This window comes from Microcoleus pseudofavosus SVA1_A4 (assembly GCF_036700565.1).
Taxonomy (GTDB): domain Bacteria; phylum Cyanobacteriota; class Cyanobacteriia; order Cyanobacteriales; family Microcoleaceae; genus Microcoleus.
In genome coordinates this window covers 1-19,655 of record NZ_JAUBPE010000055.1, presented here as the reverse complement: position 1 = coordinate 19,655, position 19,655 = coordinate 1, and the positions used below count along the sequence as shown (strand labels likewise).

Annotated in this window: 9 protein-coding genes and 2 pseudogenes; 1 reads left to right on the top strand and 10 read right to left on the bottom strand. The window is 47.8% G+C overall.

The genetic code is table 11. The features are described from left to right. Window positions 1-262: 262 nt before the first annotated feature. The 4 genes from QUA02_RS21800 to QUA02_RS21785 all read right to left on the bottom strand — a co-directional run bounded on the left by QUA02_RS21800 (window position 263) and on the right by QUA02_RS21785 (window position 6,212). Window positions 263-2,464, bottom strand: coding sequence for an iron uptake porin (locus QUA02_RS21800; RefSeq protein WP_333030577.1), 2,202 nt, complete (start codon window positions 2,462-2,464; stop codon window positions 263-265). A 292-nt stretch (window positions 2,465-2,756) separates the two neighbouring features. After that, window positions 2,757-4,403: an HD domain-containing phosphohydrolase gene (locus QUA02_RS21795; protein ID WP_333030576.1), complete on the bottom strand. Its 1,647-nt coding sequence runs from the start codon at window positions 4,401-4,403 to the stop codon at window positions 2,757-2,759. 90 nt (window positions 4,404-4,493) lie between these two features. After that, window positions 4,494-5,750, bottom strand: a complete 1,257-nt coding sequence (locus QUA02_RS21790; RefSeq protein ID WP_333030574.1) for an RNA-guided endonuclease InsQ/TnpB family protein — start codon at window positions 5,748-5,750, stop codon at window positions 4,494-4,496. A 180-nt stretch (window positions 5,751-5,930) separates the two neighbouring features. Then, on the bottom strand, window positions 5,931-6,212 hold the full coding sequence (locus QUA02_RS21785) for a 4a-hydroxytetrahydrobiopterin dehydratase (protein WP_333030572.1): 282 nt from the start codon (window positions 6,210-6,212) through the stop codon (window positions 5,931-5,933). Window positions 6,213-7,448: 1,236 nt separating this feature from the next. Between QUA02_RS21785 and QUA02_RS21780 the strand changes: the two genes are divergently transcribed. Continuing rightward, window positions 7,449-7,868 (top strand): helix-turn-helix domain-containing protein, encoded by a 420-nt coding sequence (locus QUA02_RS21780; RefSeq protein ID WP_333030570.1) that lies wholly within the window; start codon window positions 7,449-7,451, stop codon window positions 7,866-7,868. 6 nt (window positions 7,869-7,874) lie between these two features. On the opposite strand, the gene QUA02_RS21775 is transcribed toward QUA02_RS21780, so the two are convergent. From QUA02_RS21775 to QUA02_RS21755, 6 genes and pseudogenes are all read right to left on the bottom strand, one after another. Further along, window positions 7,875-9,197: a putative bifunctional diguanylate cyclase/phosphodiesterase gene (locus QUA02_RS21775; protein ID WP_445305195.1), complete on the bottom strand. Its 1,323-nt coding sequence runs from the start codon at window positions 9,195-9,197 to the stop codon at window positions 7,875-7,877. Continuing rightward, window positions 9,195-9,617, bottom strand: a pseudogene (locus tag QUA02_RS33695) (response regulator transcription factor); the annotation flags it as partial. The pseudogene QUA02_RS33695 and the gene QUA02_RS21775, both read right to left, overlap by 3 nt. A 5-nt stretch (window positions 9,618-9,622) precedes the next feature. Then, the gene (locus QUA02_RS21770) at window positions 9,623-10,765 is read right to left on the bottom strand and encodes a hybrid sensor histidine kinase/response regulator (RefSeq protein WP_333030567.1); all 1,143 of its coding nucleotides are present in this window, start codon (window positions 10,763-10,765) and stop codon (window positions 9,623-9,625) included. A 3-nt stretch (window positions 10,766-10,768) separates the two neighbouring features. Then, window positions 10,769-18,748, bottom strand: a complete 7,980-nt coding sequence (locus QUA02_RS21765) for a PAS domain S-box protein (protein WP_333030566.1) — start codon at window positions 18,746-18,748, stop codon at window positions 10,769-10,771. A gap of 367 nt (window positions 18,749-19,115) precedes the next feature. After that, complete coding sequence (locus QUA02_RS21760; RefSeq protein ID WP_333030564.1) at window positions 19,116-19,454, bottom strand: hypothetical protein; 339 nt, start codon at window positions 19,452-19,454, stop codon at window positions 19,116-19,118. Window positions 19,455-19,523: 69 nt separating this feature from the next. Then, window positions 19,524-19,655 (bottom strand): annotated as a pseudogene (locus QUA02_RS21755) (photosystem II D2 protein (photosystem q(a) protein)); the annotation flags it as partial.

Below are 19,655 nucleotides of genomic sequence, written 5' to 3'. Positions count from 1 at the left end.
ACTATTGAGTTAAAAATTTTAACTTCTAACTTTTTATTATACCCCGGTTTTCCACTGAACTTAATCGACTTTGCTCAATTCATGCGGTCTTACGGCAATAAACCGGGTTTCTGCGTCTACGACTGATAATTTTAATTTTTTTTTTAAGTGATTGTCGGCGCCCAATTCGTCAGTCGCACAAAAAAGCCCTGCCGGAGACAGGGCTAAATTTGGCAGTTGCCAGCAGAGATGGTTGAACCGCCCTGCCTCTTCTAACCGGCTCTTAGAACGTGAAAGTAGTTCTCAGAGTACCAATAATGATGTCGTCGTTGCGATCGTTTTGATTGGGGTTGGTAATCCAAATGACGCCCGGAGTCACAGAAATGTTATCCGTGAGCTTGAACTTGTAGAAGCCTTCAAGGTGATACGACTCGTCATTTGTGAAGCTCCGCAAATTGCTTGCAGCCTCAAGTTTATCCAAGTAAGGCTCGCGACCTAGCACAAAGCCCAGCAAGTTGCCTTCTTTCCCTAAATCCGGCAAAGCCAAGGTGACAGCGTAGTTCCAAATTCTCGCATCGCCGATGCCGATGATGCGAGCATTGGTTAAACCGGCCCAGCCGCCAATGATAAACCTCGGACTCAGCCGGAACGAAGCCTGAGCACCGTAGGAGTTGCTGACAACTTTGCGAGCGCGGAAGCCGTCAAAGCCTTCGCTCAAACCGTTGAGAGAATTAGCCACCCCGGTACCAGTGAAACCGCCGAGACTGTCTGGCCCATTCCCTAAACCATTGTCAAACCCAAAGTTACCTCTGCTAAAGTAACCGTGGTTGTAGTTGAAAGCAACTTGCAAGTTGCGTCCGGGGGTAAAAGTCAACTGCCCCATCGCCGCGTAGTCGCCGTTGAACAAGCCCGCGCCCTTGGAGGGATTGGCTGCATTTGATGCCAAGTAGCCGAAGGACAGAGAAGTCGGGCCGAACACGCCGCCCAGCAAGCCCCTGCCGCCGAAGGCATAGTCAAAGCCGAGCCCGGCGCCACCGCCCAAGCGATAAATTGGGTTCCGCTGTCCAAAGGCGCTCAGTGCTCCGTTGCCGCCGTCAAAGTCTTCAAAGTAAGGGTTGACAGTCGGCATAATGTCATCCCACACAACAGCGTTGGCTGCAAGGGTTACGTTTAGTCGCTGACCGACGGGGAACTTGTAAAGCAAGGTGTCGAGGGCAAAAACGTTGTCGGTTCTGCCGACTATATTCCAAGTTTGAGTACCTTCACTGGTAGCCCCAAGGTTAAAGTTGCGACCGTTGCCGACTTGAAGCCTGGTCAGCAGCAAGTCTCTGCCGGTGAAGCTCGTATTTAAATTGAGACGCACCCGCTGTTGGAAGACAGCTTCGTTATTGTTGCTGCCGACTCTTCTGCCGTCTCTGCCAAAAACGCTAATGTCGCCGCCAAAGTCGTCGCTGAGGGCGAAAATAGCTTCCCCAGTCAGCTTGGTAGTGGTGGAGAATTGGTTGGCTTCGAGTTCAGATGTCCGAGCTTCCAAAGCATCTACTCGACCGCGCAGGGTTGCCAGTTCCGCTGCAAATTCTTCTTGAAGCCGTTGGAGGGCTGCCAAGTCTTCTTTGGTGGCTAAGTTGCCAGTGCCTCCTCTAATTAGCTCGCTAACTTTATCCAAGCAAGCATTTAAACCGGCGGCAAATTCGTAGCGGGTCATGGCCCGGTTGCCGCGGAATGTGCCGTCGGGATACCCGGCAATACAGCCGTAGCGCTCGACTAGGGATTGCAGTGCTTGGAATGCCCAGTCTGTGGGCCGCACGTCGGAAAGTTGAGATACTGAGGTAACTTGACCTTGAGTTTCGCCGCCGGCAGTACCTTCGCTGCTGTACTGGTTTAGCTGTTCTAATGTGGCGGCTGGGTTTTGCTCTTGTGGTGCGGCAGTTTGAGCTAGAGATTCAGCCGGTTTGGGCAAACTTTGTTCTGCCGACTCTGCCACTGCCGGGGCTGGAGTTTCTAATTGAACTGCACCGATTTGCTCTGGGAGAGCGGTAGCTGCCGGGGCTGGAGTTTCTAATTGAACTGCCGGGGCAGAATTTTCTACTGGTTGAGCGACTGTTGGCTCAACTGCTGCTAAAGATTCACTTGTAGGTTGTGATGCCGCTTCTGGATTTGCCACTGCGGGGGCTGTGTTGGCTCCGGCGATCGCACTTTCAGTTGCAGCCGTGTCCGAATCTGCAATCGCTGCTTGGGTTTCGTTGCCCGTCGCAGCTTGGGAACTTTCTTCGACTGGCTCGGAGGCTGCGGTTGTTTCGGAAACAGCAGCTAAAGCATTGAGTTTCGCTTCGGAGGTTTCAGCGGTTTCAGCTTTGGCTGTCGCGGGCTTGAGCGCATCAGCAGCCTGCTGAGCGTCTGCTGCCATCGCGCTCGAAGAAACTACTAGGGTAGCTCCTAAGACTGCTGGGCTGATTAGTAAGTAACTCCACAAAAATTTCGACATATTCACTCTCATCCTCACACCGATTACAGAGAAACTTTTCGAGCCTTCTATGTGGTCAGTAGTTGCTCAACTACCATACTGTAAAAAGAGACCTAAAATTCACTTTTTCTTTTGATTCTTTCGGGCTGACTGAGTTTATAGATGTGACTGGCGGCTGCTGAGAGCCGATTTTTTACCTGTAGTCAACAGCCTCAAAACCTTACCAGACTTGGGCTGTCGATTGATTTGACTTCTGACACTGTTATAGAGTCCGATCGCCTATTTAGTTTTTAGCACAGTACGCCCGACTCGTCTAGGCTGATTCGAATTTAACATCCAAGCTGTGTCCTAAAACGCTAAAGACTCGGCGGCGATCGAAAAGTTCCAATAAATCGGCGTTGATTTTGTTGTGAGCCGCTTCTTGTCGCAAAATTTTCATCGCCGCCTCTGTTCGCAGAGCTCGCTTGTAGGGGCGATCGCCTGCTGTCAGGGCGTCGTAAATATCGGCGATCGTCATCAATTGCGCTTGAATGGGGATTTCTGACTTTTTTAAACCTCGCGGATAGCCTGTGCCGTCCAGTTTTTCGTGATGTCCGTAGGCGATGCTGGGAACATTTTTTAGATCCTTTGTCCAAGGAATTTGGTTGAGAAACTCGTAAGTGTGAGTTACGTGAGATTCTATTGCCGATCGTTCTTCCGGCGTCAGGTTGCCCCTCGACACCATCAATTGCACGATCTCGTCTGGGGTTAGCAGCGGTTTAATTGCCCCGTCTATATCTCTGTAAGTTTGCCGAGAAAGTTCTAGCAGTTGAGCTAGGGGTTCTTCTGCCAAAATGTGAGGCTCGTTTGCCTCTAGCAGCACTTCCCAGTATTCTGCCAATCTGGTTTTTGCCTCTGCTAGCGCCGTGTCTAGCTGTTCGATTTCCTGGCATTGAGCGCACTCTGGCCCTTCGTCCGGGTGTTTTCGGTAAGCTGAATGCTCTAGCAAGTATTTGTATTTAGACTGGACGCATTCCATTTCCATCGTCCGCTGAGCTAAGCCAAAGCGGTGGCGGATGATTTCTAGCTGTGAGGGGTAGAGCTTTTTCTGCTTGGTCAAAACTGCTTCGGGGACTCCGATTTTGCCAAAATCGTGCAGCAGGGCGGCGTAGCGAATTTCTTGAATTTGGCGGTTGTTAAAGTAAACAGAGCGCAGCCATCCGCTGCTGACGGCGTTTACTTCTTCTGACAGGCGTACTGTGAGGGCTGCTACTCGTTCTGAATGGCCGTAGGTACAGGGGTCTCTGGCTTCTATGACTTGCACTGAGGCTTTGACGAAGCCCTCGAACAAATTTTCTATGCTTTCTTGGAGTTGATTGCGCTCGATCGAGATTGCTGCTTGAGAAGCGAGCGATCGAATTATCCTTTCTTCCCACTCCGAATACTGCTGCGTCGATTCCCAGGCATTTTCTGCAGTCAGCACCGCATCTGCCTTTGTTTTGCGGTTGATCAGTTGCAGTATGCCTATTGTCTCGCCCTGTCGGTTTTGCATCGGCAGCACCATTACCGAGCAAGTACGGTAATTAATATCCCTGTCAAAACTGGTATCTAGCTGGTAGGGTACGCCCGGGGGTAAGTCGTAGGCATCCGACAGGTTCAAACTTTGACCTGTAATTGCCACGTATCCCGCCAAGCTTTTGTCTGTCAGCGGCAGAGCAAACTCCTTAAACGACAGTCTGGGTTTAGAACCATTTTGGGCTACTTTGAACAGCAACTTAGATTTCTCGTCGCTGTGATCTACTAAATAAACGCTGCCCGCATCGCTGTAGGTGATTTCCCGGCTTTTGGATAAAATTAAGTTTAACAAGCCGCCCAAATCTTGGGCGCTCGACAGAGCGGCGCCAATATCCAAAAGCTTTTCTATCAGCTCAGTTCTTTCAGCAGACTCGTTCAAGAGTTCTGGCTTTTCAAATAGGATCATGGTCCGAGGATGGCGAATAGCCTTTTATACATTGGACTTTTTGCATCTCGACTTTCTCACAGTTTACAAAAAACCGGGCAATGCTTGAGATTACCGGACTTTTTGCGTTTTTTTTGTACAGGATAAACCCGTACAGGTGAAACTGCTTGCCACCTCTAAACGGTTGCTGCACTCCCAGAATAGTGAGTTTCCGCTTACTTTTCTAATCATATTTAATGCTGCATTCACATCAGCATTAATCAGCGTTCCACGAACAGACCGAAACAATCCGCGAAAAACTCTCTTACCCTGATAAGACTCTTGCTTACCGACAGGCTCTAAATCCCAAAAACTGCTCTTACTTGTATAAGATTCTTCTGTAACTGTTACCTCGATACCGACTAACTCAGATTTGTAGGCGATCGTGTCTATTAGCTTGGCATCAGGAAGTGCACAAAACGTCTGGTTCGTTTGTTTTCCTAACTCTACATTTTGTTTCCAGTTCTCATTTTTGCCAATTACTAACTGCCCTATTTGCTCGTCCACCAAACAACGCTTGACAATCAAATTGCTGGTTTGATGAAGGTAGTTTTCTACTCGTTTGTTTCGCTTTAAGCTAATTTGCTGGATTTGGCGCGTGGTATATTTTCCTGTTTCTAGTTGTGACTGTAAAAAGGCTCGGCGCTTGTTGAAACCTCGATTGATTGATTTGAGATGCTTGCCGTCATAAATAGTTGGCCGAAATGTTGGCTTGTTTGCGATCGTACTCGCGGGGTTATCAATCCCTAAATCTATGCTGGCTATGAGTTTGGGGTGTAATTTCGCAAGGGTAACAGCCTTTTCATAAACCACATCAACCATGTAGGTTGCGGTTTTGGGAACTATCCTTACCTCTATGACATCTCGTGCTTTTGTGGTAATTATTATGTCGGCTTGAGATAAATGAAGTCGCCCGTTATTTTTCTTTTTCCCCCTTTGTCCTATCGATTGGTTATCATAAATTAAAAAGTTACGTCCGCAGGTTTTATGTTTGTATTTGGGGATTTTGGGGCGGGATGAAAATTGCTGGCTCTCCCGGTGATAAGCTCTTATTGACTTTTGCCAAGCTGACCAATCGTGAATAACTTGTTTGAGAACTTGATTGCTAACTTTGGCTGGTAAGGATTTGTAGTCGGAGGTGGGTTTGACGATCGCAGATAACTGTTTGAGATTTAAACCCGCTCCCACCATCGACCCCGACTTGAAAAAGTGTTGCCTCATCCAATAGTTAGCATAGTTGTAGAGATTTTTTGACCGCAAGGATAAGTCATCAAACTGTTGAAAAAATTGATGCTGTCTGTCTATGTAATGTTTTTCAACAACAATCATATTTTCTGGGTAGAAAAATATTTGGGTCTTGTGTCCGGTAATGTACGGTAAAATCCACGGATGATCTTACCTAGTATAACACCCGATTCTAACCCAGAGTCGATTTTTTATTTGCGAGCTTTCCGCGTTCGGGGACTGTCGCTAGATGCAGTGGCTCCTGTTACGAAAACGGGAACTCTTTTAATCTAACGTAGAAATCTGTTGCGCTAGGGAAAAGTCTTTCTCAGTTAAGCCTCCGGCATCGTGACTTGTCAAGTTAACTGTTACTTTGTTATAGGAGATTGCGATGTCTGGGTGATGTCCTGCGGCTTCTGAGGGGGCTACCAACTTATTCACCCATGCGATCGCTTCGAGAAAATCTTTAAATGAACGGGTACACCGCAGTTGCTTGCCTTCAACCGTCCAGCCTGACAATTGACTGGCGCGCTCTTTAATTTCAGTATCCTTAAGTAGGTCAGCCATAATTTTTTTTTTAACTTTGGGATTAACAATGGCAGATTAACTGCCCACCTGTGGAAAATCTGACCAAAAACTATCCGCTCTCACCAATAGTGTTGAGGCTCAAGTTTTAACACTCAAACTTTAACACTATTTGGGGTGAGAGCGGTCTAGCGGGTCTTCAGATTAGAACCTGACTGCCGGGAGATTCCCTAGCTCAGCCTGGTTCCCCGTGGAAGTCGTTTCCAGTTGGAAACGACGGCTGACTGCTAGTGAGCGGCCCCGGCGCACAGCCGGTAGTTTCCAATCTGATGACCCATGCGTTTACTACTTTCTATCATGAGCATCACCTCCACGTTTTACTAAATGGTTTGTATTGGAACGCACCTCATCTTAATCTGAGATTAAGTATGAGGATTTGTGCGCTAGCCATTGCCAGCGTTACCGGAAGAACCTGCGTTCTGAGTATCGTTCCAGTAGTCACAATTATTAGAATAACACAAGGAATTAGAAGTGGGGGGATGCAAAGTGAGATTTTTGCAAAATGAGGGCAAATTACTGTCGCAGCAAGGTTTTATATCGATCTCTACAGCCAGCGGGCGATCGGATTTTAGACCCTACGAACAGGAATCTCCCCATGCGGGGCTCCTCCGATTTGAGATTTGGGATTTGAGATTGCTGTCGCGAATAAATCCGGGGCATTGTGTATCCGACGCTACGCTTTTTTCGCGCGCTGCCGCCTGTATCGGGGGCTTGCTACCAAATTGTTTTGGGTGAAAAACCCGGTTTCTGTGTAGATTAGTTGCCGCCAAATCCTGATTTTTATGAAAAACCGGTTTTTTGCGACAAAACTACACTGCGTTTTCGCCCTTTACTGCGATCGAACAACCTGGTTGATGAGCGTATTGGTGCGTATAGTCGAAGTCAGGAGTCAGATAATTCGATAAGTAGCTCAACCAAATTAAATATAAAATGAGAGGAACAGCTAACCAGAGCCAAAAATATGCCTGCACCGTTACGAATTAACCTAAATGAAGAGGAAGACCGAACCCGAGCGATAACTAAGCTGGGCTGATGGAGTGCCAACGCGCTGTAAACTCATAGCGATCGCATTAAGACTCAATGCACATGGATCGAAAGTACAGCAGATAGCCAGTTATAGCAGTTGACAGTTGACAGTTGACAGTTGACAGTTGACAGTTATGGTATCCGAATCCAACCGTTTATAAAGCAAGGATTTTAGACTCTATTGATGAGTTCTTGAATGTCCGCGCTTTTAGGTGGCGGTTGCTATATCTGAACTGGCATGAGCATACAGTCAAAAACACGCTCAGACGTTTGCCGCAAAAGGGATTAGGAAGATTATGGGAAACGCCAGGGCGAGGCCCGAAGCGAGGTTGGAGTGAGGAGGATGGGCAAGCTGTAGAGCAATGGGTAGAAGAACCCTGTCGATATAGCGTCCGTCAAATCAGCCAAAAACTTTTAGAAGATAGATTTGTAGAAATAGGAGCCGAACAGGTGCGTCGATGGCTCAAAAAAAAGGGGTGGGTCTGGAAGCGGGTTCGCTACAGTCGAGCACTGAACAAGTTACCAGAATGGACTATAGCTAAGCGGCGGGATTGGGAAATGCTACAATTATGGGCCCAACAAGCAGTGATTCGGTTAAAATACATTGACTGAAGCAGGTTAGCAAGAATTTTCATCTATTCTTGTGAGATAAATTCTTTCAATTTCAGCCGCTGCCAGGGGTTTAGAAAATAAATAACCCTGTCCAAATTCACAGCCAACTTGTTTTAGCCACTGAAGTTGCTGAGTCGTTTCAATACCTTCGGCAATGACGGCAAGTTTAAGTTGATTGCTCAGCTTAATAATGGTGTCCACGACTTGATAATTGCGATTTCTGGTCTGGATCTGATTGACAAACGTGCGATCGATCTTCAGGGTATCTACCGGAAAATGGTGCAGATAACCTAGGGAAGAATACCCCGTGCCAAAGTCATCAATGCTGATTTGAACTTGCCGCGATCGCAATTGTTCAGTCAGCCCGATCGCCATCTGAGCATTTTCCATAATCGCGCTTTCGGTAATTTCCAGTTTTAGATGAGCCGGGTTAACGGCAGTTTCTGCCAACACCCGATCGATATCCGCCAAGAGGGTCAGGCAAGCAAATTGCCGCACAGAAAAGTTCACGCTCATGGTTAACTCCGTCCAGCCCCGTTCATGCCATGCGCGAAGTTGCTGACACGCCTGCTTCAACACCACCATCCCGACTGGCACAATCAGCCCGGTTTCCTCCATGCAGGGGATAAATTCTCCTGGTAAAACCATGCCCCGATCGGGATGTTGCCAGCGCACCAGTGCTTCAAAGCCGCAAATTTTTTCGGTTTTTAGATTTACAATTGGCTGATAGTAAGTGACAAACTCTTGATGTTTCAGCGCTCGCTGCAAATCATTTTCCAGCGTCAGGCGATTTAGTATTGCTAAAGACATCTGGCGATCGAAGAGTTGATAGCAGCCTTTCCCACGAAGTTTAGCTTTATACATTGCCGTATCGGCATCTTGCAAAGGTTCTTCCGGTTGTTGATAAGCACTACTGCCTAAAGCAATGCCCATACAAGCAGTCATAAAGATTTCACAATCGGCAACCACAAACGATGTATCAAAGCTCCGAAGAATAGCTTCGATAAATGGCTCAAGGGCGATCGCACCATCCAATTGATACAGCAAAAAGCAAAACTCATCCTCACCCATACGCGCCAACACGTCGCCGGGGCGCAGATGATACTGTAACCGTTCCGCGATCGCCAGCAGCAATTGATTGCCAACAGCATAACCAAAGGAACCGTTCACCAGTTTGAACTGATCGCAGTCTAGATAAACCACCGCAAAGGAGGATTCCCCAGCTTGTAAAACCTCAGCCAACTTCTGAAGTAAGAAAATCCGACTGGGTAACTGTGTGAGAGCATCCTGGAAGATCGTAGTTTGCAACTGAGCTGTTCGCTGTTGCACCGTTTCTTCTAGCGTGGCATTGAAGGTTGCTAATTGCTGATATTGCTGATGGATGCGTAACATCGATCGCACCCTTGCTATTAACTCCAAGCGATTAACGGGCTTGCTGATAAAGTCATCCGCCCCAGCAGTCAAACATCTTGCGAGATCCGTTTTGGTTGTCAGGGCTGTCACCATAATAATGGGAACTGGCTCCCATTGCGGCATGGCTTTAATGCGTTGACAGACTTCTATGCCGTCTATCCCTGGCATCATTACATCCAGCAAAATAACATCTGGCTTAAATAGGTCTAGAGAAGCGATCGCCTCTTGACCGTTGGCAGCGTAGTGCAGCACATAATCTTGCTCACTTAAGAGTGTTTCAATGACATCAAAGTTATCGGGTTCGTCATCAATGACTAGAATAGAAGGTTTATTCATAACTACTATCTTGTCGAAGGCAATTTAATGTGAGCCGTTGTCTCTTGATGGTAGACACTCGAAATTGAGAACTCACCTCCATGATTTTCAATAATTTTCTTGACAATTTTTAAGCCTAATCCGATGCCTTGTTGCTGGTAATACTTGCGATCGAATTGTGCAAATGCTCCTATTTGGGCAATTTGTTCTTCTGTCATTCCTCGTCCGCGATCGGAGATCGATAGGTGAAACTCCCCCTTTTTTAATTGACTGCTTACCTTCACGGGCGTACCTATTTGAGAGAATTTAAAGGCATTTTCTAACAACTCATCGACAACGCACAGAAAATCTTTTTTACTCATAAAAATTTCTACATTTTCAACCTCTACAACCACGTCATCTGCACGATTGAAACTTTCAGCTTTGGCGTTGATGACACTTTCAATTAAAAGTTGAGTTGAGATTTTTGTAGGATGTGTATTTTTTACTTCAGAAATTATTGGATTACTAGCGAACATCTCTAACTGTGCATATTGCAAAAATCTTTTAGTCAAATTTTCTAGTCTTTGTGCTGATTGTTGAGCCATTATCAATAACTCGTCAATTTCCTCTATACTCATGTTTTTGTAGTCATCAATCAGTAACCCAATTACCCCAAAAATTCCATTGAGAGGGGTGTTGATTTCATGGGGCAGGGTGGACATTAAATTACCGCATAAGTCGTCCAAGTTATTTTGTAAGAGATTAATCGTATTTTCTTGCAGGTTGGATAGAGTTTTTATCCGATCGTATTGTTGTTTAATTCGCAGCATGGAATTAACTCTGGCACGCAGTTCAAGACCATTGACGGGCTTGGTGATGAAGTCGTCTGCACCAGCTTCTAAGCAGCGGGCCAGGTCTTGCTTGGTGGTTAGAGCCGTCACCATAATGATGGGAACTGGCTCCCATTGCGACATGGCTTTAATCCGTTGGCAGACTTCTATGCCATCTATTCCCGGCATCATCACGTCTAGCAAAATCACATCTGGCTGAAATAGGTTCAGGGATGCGATCGCTTCTTGCCCGCTGGCAGCGTAATGCAATTGATAGTCTCCATCGTTCAAGAGAGTTTCAATCACATCAAAATTATCAGGTTCGTCGTCAATGACCAAAACAGATGGTACATTCATGAATTATCTTCTCTGGGAAGTTAAAAGCTGTTGAATGGTGGCTGCCAATTGCTTCAGCTTAACGGGTTTGGTGAGGTAATCATTGGCTCCGGCGGCAAGACAACGATCGCGATCGCCCGTCATGGCTAAGGCAGTTAGGGCAACGATCGGCACATCGACTAAGTTAGGATCGAGGCGGATCTGCTGCATAGCTTCTAGACCATCCATACCAGGCATTTGAATGTCCATCAGAATTAGATTGGGGTTTTCCGACTTGGCCAGGGCGATCGCCTCCTCTCCATTCTTAGCCAAAAGAATGCGATAGCCTTTAGCTCTCAGGTAGCTCGAAACCGTACTGATATTGGCTTCGTTGTCTTCGGCCAGCAAGATTAAGGGAGAGCCTTCCTGTTCGGGCCCGCTGGGTTCGATGCGGGGCTCTGTCTGGGATTCTAGCTCACGAGAGGAGGGCGCACCAGCAGTGCAGGGAAGGTCGATTGTGAAGCAACTTCCTACACCCACCTCGCTGGTGAGCAACACTTGCCCGCCGTGGAGTTCGACAATGCGTTTCACCAGGGCAAGCCCCAAGCCTGTCCCCTGATATTGGCGGTTCAGGGCGCTATCGATTTGGATAAAGGGCTGAAACAGTTTGTTGATATCTTCTGGGGCAATACCGATGCCCGTATCGATGACGGCAATTTGCAGGGTCTCTTTGGCAAAAAAATGAGGTGGGGAATCGGCAGAATTGGGATCTGCCTGGCGCTGTTGACGGCTGACTTCTAGGGTAATCCGTCCTCCTTCTGGGGTGAATTTGACGGCGTTGTTGAGTAGGTTAATTAAGACTTGGCGGATGCGGCGTTCATCTATCAATAAGTCTGGCAGATTGAGTGGCAGTTCAATGCCAAGCTGGATGCGTTTTTGCATGGCTTGTTGTTTGATAAATGCCAGACTGGATTGACAGAGATGATTGACAGAAACTGGGGTGCAATCCAGCTCCATTTGACCCGATTCAATTTTGGCGACATCCAAAATGTCGTTGATTAATTCTAGTAAGTGAAAGCCACTGCGCTCGATGGTTTGTAAAGCTTTCATTTGTGGTTCGTTGATGCTGCCAAAGACTCGATCTTGTAGCCCCTCGCTCATACCCAGAATGGCATTGAGAGGAGTGCGGAGTTCGTGGCTCATGTTGGCGAGGAATTCGTCTTTGAGGCGGGTAGCACGGGCGAGTTCTTCGTTAGAGATGGCGAGTTGGGCGTTCGTTTCGGTCAGTCGGGCTTCTGCCCGTTGACGTTCGGCTAATTCTGTCTGTAATTGCTCAAAAAGATTAGACTGCTGAATGGCGATCGCTAATTGGTTAGCCGTTTGTTTAAATAAATTAATTTCCCAATCTTCCCACTGGCGCGGACGATCGCAGTGATGGGCGATCAGTAATCCCCAGAGGGTTTGATTCAGAATAATTGGAACTACAAGTTTAGCTCTGACCTGGATGGATTCGAGGAATTCAATCAAGCAGGGTAAGACTGACTGGTTTTCATCTTCGCGATCGCTGAGGGCATACACTCTTCCTTGGAGATAGCGATCGTAGTTCTTTTGTGGGAAAACTTCTTCAGGAAAGACGATATCCAGAATACGCGGCCATTTTGGCAAAACAGATTCCGCAATGGCAGCCCCCGTTCCTCCCGGAAACACGCGATAGACTAGCATTCGATCTGATTGCAAAACCTGATGGATTTCCTCAACAGTGACCTTGAGAATCTCCTTCAGGTTCAGAGATGACCGCATCCTTTGAGTAATCGATCCCAGCAAGCGTTCCTGTTTTGCCTGTTGTTCCAATCTCAGTTCGGCTTGTTTGCGATCGGTGATATCCGATAAAACTCCCTGGATATTAATCACTACTCCTTCAGCATTTCTAATAGCTGTGATGCTGGTTCTTACCCAAATATAATTACCATTGTTGTGGTGATGTCGGAACTCAGAATGACTTGAGTTTTTAGAAAAATTGACATTCTGCTCGTAATCACTATGCACGAATAGGATATCGTCTGGATGCACCAGCTCTCTAAACGGCTTACCAATCCATTCACTCTCTTCCCAGCCAAAAACATTCTTGAATTGCGGTGATAGATAAGTGATAATGCCATCTTTATCAGATGACCAAATCACATCTTTACCTCCTTCTACTAGCCGCCGGAATTTACCTTCACTCTCTGCTAATTGAGCCTCAATCTGTTTGCGATCGGTAATGTCTTGAATCAATGCCAGTGTATAAATCAGTCCGTCGTTGCTCGATAGGATTGAGGCAGAAATGGCGATTGTGCGTTTCTGCCCATCTTGACGCTGGATTTCCCTATCTTGCGCGAGGTGTTCCCCTTGTTGCATCTGTCTGAGGTTGGCGATCGCCTGTTCTTGAGCCTCTGAATACGGGTAAACAGTTTGATACCAACCCAAGTGGTTGATTTCTTCTAAGCTGTAACCTGTAATCGCTTGCATTTGCTGATTCCAGACTGTGAAGCGGACAAAGGGAAACTCCTTGACTTCATGGAAAACGCACAGCCCTTCTGCCATGTTTTCTACAATTTGTTGACGGAAAGTATTTTCCTGCTGAAGCGTTGCTTGAGCCAACTTGCGGGCGGTAATCTCGAAGCGAATGGCTAGATACTGAAAAGGCCGCCCGCCTTCGTCCAGAAAGGGGACGATGGTGCTGGCAACCCAGTACAGGCTACCGTTCTTGGTTCGATTGCAAATTTCACCGCGCCAAATCTGACCGCTGGTAATGGTGCGCCACAAGTCTTGGAAAAAAGCAGGGGGATGATAGCCAGAGTTGACAATGCGATGGGTTTGACCGATGAGTTCATCGCGGGAGTAGCCAGAGATTGCACAGAAGCGATCGTTGACGTAGGATATCGCCCCTTGAGCATCGGTGATGGCGACAATGGCAGACCGATCGAGGGCGAGTTTGAAAGCGGATAGTTCTTGAATTAACTGCTGCCGTTCGAGTTCCGCTTGTTTGCGATCGGTAATATCAAAGTTGATCCCGATCATGCTCTGGGGATTGCCTTGGGCATCTGGCACCACCACTCCATTGGCTTTAATAAAGTGGATGCTGCCATCAGGATGCAACACCCGATACTCGGTATCGTATTCTGCCTGTCCTAAGATGGCTTGCTGGAGCAATGTTTCGGTGGAGGTGCGGTCATGGGGATGTAGCGTGTTCATCCAAAAGTCGTAGACCATATAGGAATCCGATTGTTTGGTGAGGCCAAACAGTTCGTACATCCGATCGTCCCCAAGGATGGTATTCTGTCCAAGATTCCATTCCCAAGAACCGATCGCTCCAGATTTGAGAGACAAGGCGAGACGATCTGATAGTTTCTGTAGTTCTGCTGCGGTTCGTTTGCGATCGCTAATATCTTTGGCGATGCCTAAAAAGCCGATAATTTGCTGATTGGCATCCTTGAGGACGGTGATGGATAGCGACACAGGAAAGCCAGAGCCATCTTTGCGGATATAGCTGCACTCTTCTTCGCTGACAATGCCTTGGCGTGCTTTGGCAACAAAAACCTCAAAGCCCGGAGGCACATCTTGCCCCAGTTCGGCTGAGAGGGATGCGGCCCGATCGATTACCTCGTTTACATCGTGGATGATTGCGGGTGTGACTTTGCCTACCATTTCTGCGGCACTGTAACCCAACATCCTTTCAGATGCGGTATTAAAGGTCTGGATGATGCCAGTTAAATCAGTAGAAATGATGGAATAATCACCCCCATCGAGGATAGCGCGTTGCAGGCTGTTGACTTGCCAAAGCTCTTGGGTGCGTTCTGCGACTTTGGCTTCTAGTTCTTGATTGAGTTGGCGAAGCTGTTCTTCAACCTTTTTGAGTTCTGTCAAATCCGTATTAGTACCCGAAATCCTAACGGGAGTGCCGCGATCGTTCCGCAAAATAAAACCACGCGAAATCACTGGAACATAATGTTCTTGTTTGTGCAGCAAACGAAACTCGACCTCGTAAGACTCAATACCATTTGTTATTTGTTGGTGCAGAAACTGATTGACCCGATCTAAATCATCAGGGTGCATTAGTTGCTGCCATAGATCGGGCGCACCCTCAAGTTCTCCAGGCTCATACCCTAAAATCCCCCACCAACGGGGAGAGTAGTAGATGTTGTTGTCAATCAGATTCCAATCCCACCAACCTTCATTGGAGCCTTTTAAAACTAAGCTTAATTGTTCTTGAGAAAGCATCAAAGCTTGTTCAGCCTGTTTGCGATCGCTAATGTCTCGAATTATAAACAGGGCTTCATCTTCGCCGCTCTTGATGATGCGGATTTCTTCATATTGGATGCGATCGCCTATATGCACCTGTTGTTCGTAAACTTGCAGTTCTCCTGTGCGTAAGGCTTGCTCTAGGTAGTGCAGATCTCGGGTTGCAATCTCTGCTGGCACAAGATCCACCATCGCCAAACCAACAGTATCGAAATCTGCGGGGAGAAAGTCGATGTCACGATTGGGTGTCACGCCCCCCCGATAAATACCATCGGCACCGATGCGAAACATGAAGTCTGGAATTGCTGCTAATATAGCTCGGCTTTGGGCTTCGCTCTGGATCAGGGCGGCTTCGGCAAGTTTGCGATCGCTAATATCTCGCACCAGTGCCAAGACTTCGTCTTTACTATAGGGAACAACCCGTACCTCCTCGATTTGCTTTCTGCCATCAATGCAGAGTTCATGTTCGTAAATCTGGATAGAATTCATTTCTAGCGCCAGTTGGATAAAGTCCATGCGTTTTTGCGTTAGGTCAGGAGGCAGGGTGGTAGACACATGGCTTCCTACTACCTCAGACAGATTACCCAGCACATGAAAGTTAGAAGAGGTGGTCACAAATTCTAGGTAAATACCTGCCCGATCGATACGCATGATCAAGTCGGGAATGGCACTAATTAAGGCTCGCTGATGAGCTTCGCTCTGGATCAGGGCGGATAAAGCAAGTTTGCGATCGCTAATGTCTCGAATCATAAACAGGGCTTCATCTTCGCCGCTCTTGATGATGCGGATTTCTTCATATTGGATGCGATCGCCAATCGGAACCTGTTGTTCGTAAACTTGCAGTTCTCCTGTGCTTAAGGCTTGCTCTAGGTAATGTAGATGTCGGGTCGCAATTTCTCCTGATATAACATCCACCATCGCTACACCAAGGGTATTGACATCTATACCGAGAACGTCGATCTCACGATTGGCTGTCACGTTCCCCCGATAAATACCATCGGCACCGATGCGAAACATGAAGTCTGGAATTGCTGCTAATATAGCTCGGCTTTGGGCTTCGCTCTGGATCAGGGCGGCTTCGGCAAGTTTGCGATCGCTAATATCCCGAGCAATTTTTGATGCGCCAACGATCTTTCCAGTCGCGTCTTTAATAGGAGAAACCGTTAACGAAATATCCATTAACTTTCCATCTTTGTTTTGTCGCACAGTTTCATAATAATGAATCGGTTCTCCTTGCTGAATTTTTTCCATAATGGATGATTCCTCATTTCTGAGTTCAGTGGGAATCAGTAGGAGGATCGATTGACCGATGACTTCCTGAGCCTTATAACCAAATAGTTTTTCTGCCCCTGCGTTCCAGCTAACGATCGCGCTATCTAAAGTCTTACTGATGATGGCATCCGCAGACGACTCGACAATAGCTGCCAGTTGAGACAGGGCGAGTTCAGTTTGCTTGCGATCGCTAATATCTGTAACAGTACCTACATAGCCGACCACTTCCCCCTCTGCATCCAGTTCGGCAACAGATTGCCCATATACCCACGTCACCACACCGTCGGGACGTTGAAAGCGATATTCAAGCTGGAAGGGACGATTGTCTTGAGCAGATTGATACCACTCGACAGAAATCGCATCGCGATCGTCGGGGTGTAGCCCTTGTCGCCATCCTTCTCTGGCGGCGGTTTTGGGCGTGAGTCCGCTGAGCTGACACCAGCGATCGTTGACATAGAGACAGTTGCCGGCAGCATCGGTACGAAAAATCCCTACTGGAGCGGCTTCTACTAGGGTGGCGTAGCGTTCTTCGCTCTTTTGCAGGAGGGATTCAGCTTGTTTGCGATCGCTAATATCTGTCACCGTGCCTACATAGCCGATTACTTGCCCCTCTGCATTCCATTCGGCAAGAGATTGCCCATATACCCAAGTCACCACACCGTCGGGACGTTGAAAGCGATATTCAAGCTGAAAAGGATTTTCATCTTGAATGTATTGCTCCCAGTGGGCGATCACCCAATCGCGATCGTCGGGGTGCAGCGCTTGTTGCCATCCCTTCTCAATGGCGTTTTCTGGTGCGATTCCGGCGATCTGAAAGAAGCGATCGTTGATATATGTGAATAGCCCCTCCGCGTCGGTGCGAAAAATCCCCACCGGAGCCGCAGCAGCAAGAGTAGCATAGCGTTGTTCGCTCTCTCGCAGGCGGGCTTCGGCCTCCTGTCGTTCCCTCAGTTCCTCCTGCAACTGTTGGTGGGTGGTGGCTTGCTGGATGGCGATCGCCAGATGCACGGATAAGGCTTGCAGCAGTTCTACTTCTTCTGGTAGCCACTCGCGGGGGTGCTGGCTTTCGCTGGCAATGAGCAAGCCCCACAACCGATCGCCACAGAGCAGGGGTACCACAATTTTGGCTCGTGTCTGGAGGCGGATCAGCAGATCCCGATGGCAGTCTGACATTCGGGTCGTGTAGATATCCGGTACGACGCGAATCCGCCCCTGACGATAAATCTCAGCCTGGTCTTGATTAAAGCAGGTATCGTTAATCCGTTCGCCGATCAGAGACATGGACGAGTCGGTGGACTCTGCTACGGCAATGGTTTGCCAATCGGCTTCACACTGCCAAATATTGACGCGATCGCAGCCCAGCACTTGCCTTACCTGTTCTACAGTTGTATCTAAAATTGTTTGCAGGCTCAGGGACGATCTAATTTGCGTGGCCACATCTGCGACTAATTTCTCTCGCCCGGCCTTAGCTTTGAGGGCGATCGTCCGGGTTTCTACTTCTTGCTCTAAGAGATTTTCCAGCAGTTGAGCCTTCTCTGTCTCTAGGCGCACTACTTTCTCTTCCCACATCTGGGCCAGCTTGTAGAGTTCCAGTGGGTTGAGGGCTTGCAGCAAACTGGTCTGGGTGACGATGCCCAATAGCGCTCCTTGCTGGTTCGTCACTGCCAACCGCCCGATCGATCGCTGCTCCATCATCTGCTGCACAGTCCAGAGCGAATCGTCGGGTCTAACGGCAAAAATCGGCGTACTCATCACCGCTTGAGCCATACAGGTTTCTAGATTCAAGCCCAATGCCTGAGACTGTACAATATGCCGCTCAGTCAGAATCCCCACCGGAATGTGTAGCGGTGCGGCTTGGCTGCCACCGGGTTGCACAATTATGACAGAACCGACGTGGTGCTTTGCCATCCGTTGAGCGATCTCCAGCATCGAACTGTCCGGCGCGGCACAAATGACCTCACTCGTCATCACCTCAGACACCAGGCGCAACCGCAAGATATCTACAGGGCGAGAGGTTTGCCGCAGACTTTCATGAGTCACCAACCCCACGAGGCGATCGTGCTCGTCCAAGATGGGTATGTGGCGAATGTGATACTGCTGGAGCAGATTACTGGCAAAAAATAAATCGGTAAAAGCAGACTCGTGCAGGGTAATGACTGGATATGCCATCACCCCGCGAATCGATAGCTCCTCCAGAGAACGCTGCTGGGCAATCAGGCGCACCGCGTCCCGCTCTGTCAAAATACCTAACAATCGTCCGTCTTCCACCACCAATACGCAGCTCGATCGGGCCTCTAGAAGGAGTTCATCCAGTTGCTCATCCACAGTTTGGGCAGTATCACAGATAGTCCGCACGCCACTCATCTGGGCGATCGCCGACTTTAGCGTCGTATCTGGTTTAACTATCAGGGGCTCGCGGACGATCGCCAACTTCAGTTCTGATGGGGTGATATCTGTGACGCGGTTAAACATTGGTGTACAAGCATTTATTCTTTATTGTGCCCGTTAGCAATAGACAAGTTAATAAAACCGCAAAATTCTTAAACGTTGAGAGCGTTGGGGTTTTGGGAAACCCCGAATAATGCTAGCTCAAAAAAATTGAAAAGAAATGAGGTACTAAATTTAGTAGATTTCCACTATTGAGCAGTATCCCACTGTTACTGCATTGCTGCATTATGCAACAATGCAGTAACACCTCAGCATTAGAGCGATTGCGTTCCTAAACTGAAAAAGGGAGGAGGTTTTGCACGTTTATAAGTAGGTCAACCTAATTAAATATAAAACGTTCGACTTGGTAATTGCCCGATCTGGCTCTAGCATTAACCCCTTTAATAATGGCTTAGGATAATTCGTACTCGTCTTCAAACACGCGACAGGCTAATTCGTCGTGACTCTGTGGTTCCCACACCCCCAATATCTTGATGCGTCTGCCTCGTCGGCGTGTTTGGCGCAATCGTTTTTGACTGCCACGACGACTATAGCTATAGTCGGTAGGGTTTTGACAGTAGCAACCGGATTCGTCCAAGTATTTCAACCGAATCACTCCTTGTTCGGCCCATAATTCTAGCATTTCCCAATCCCGCCGCTGCCCTTCTTCTGCTATAAGTCCCGAGTAGGTGAGTTTATCAAATCCTGGAAACAAAAAGCTCCCGCCACCAGGCAGGAGCTTTTTAAACATTAAGGGTAAAGCCTAAATTGCTTTATCTTACCCTTTTAAAATGTTGGAATTTTTGATGCTTCGCGCTGCTTACAGAGCGTTACCGCGAGGCAGAACTTCTTCAGGGAAGATGAAGTTTTCATGGGGTTGGTCGGTAGGAGCCATCCAAGCACGAATGCCTTCGTTAAGCAGAATGTTCTTAGTGTAGAACGTTTCAAACTC

Bases quoted from the DNA above. Each gene is read 5' to 3' on its own strand.
- QUA02_RS21800 (WP_333030577.1), bottom strand. From the start codon at position 2,464: ATGTCGAAATTTTTGTGGAGTTACTTACTAATCAGCCCAGCAGTCTTA.
- QUA02_RS21795 (WP_333030576.1), bottom strand. From the start codon at position 4,403: ATGATCCTATTTGAAAAGCCAGAACTCTTGAACGAGTCTGCTGAAAGA.
- QUA02_RS21790 (WP_333030574.1), bottom strand. From the start codon at position 5,750: ATGATTGTTGTTGAAAAACATTACATAGACAGACAGCATCAATTTTTT.
- QUA02_RS21785 (WP_333030572.1), bottom strand. From the start codon at position 6,212: ATGGCTGACCTACTTAAGGATACTGAAATTAAAGAGCGCGCCAGTCAA.
- QUA02_RS21770 (WP_333030567.1), bottom strand. From the start codon at position 10,765: ATGAATGTACCATCTGTTTTGGTCATTGACGACGAACCTGATAATTTT.
- QUA02_RS21765 (WP_333030566.1), bottom strand. From the start codon at position 18,748: ATGTTTAACCGCGTCACAGATATCACCCCATCAGAACTGAAGTTGGCG.
- QUA02_RS21760 (WP_333030564.1), bottom strand. From the start codon at position 19,454: ATGTTTAAAAAGCTCCTGCCTGGTGGCGGGAGCTTTTTGTTTCCAGGA.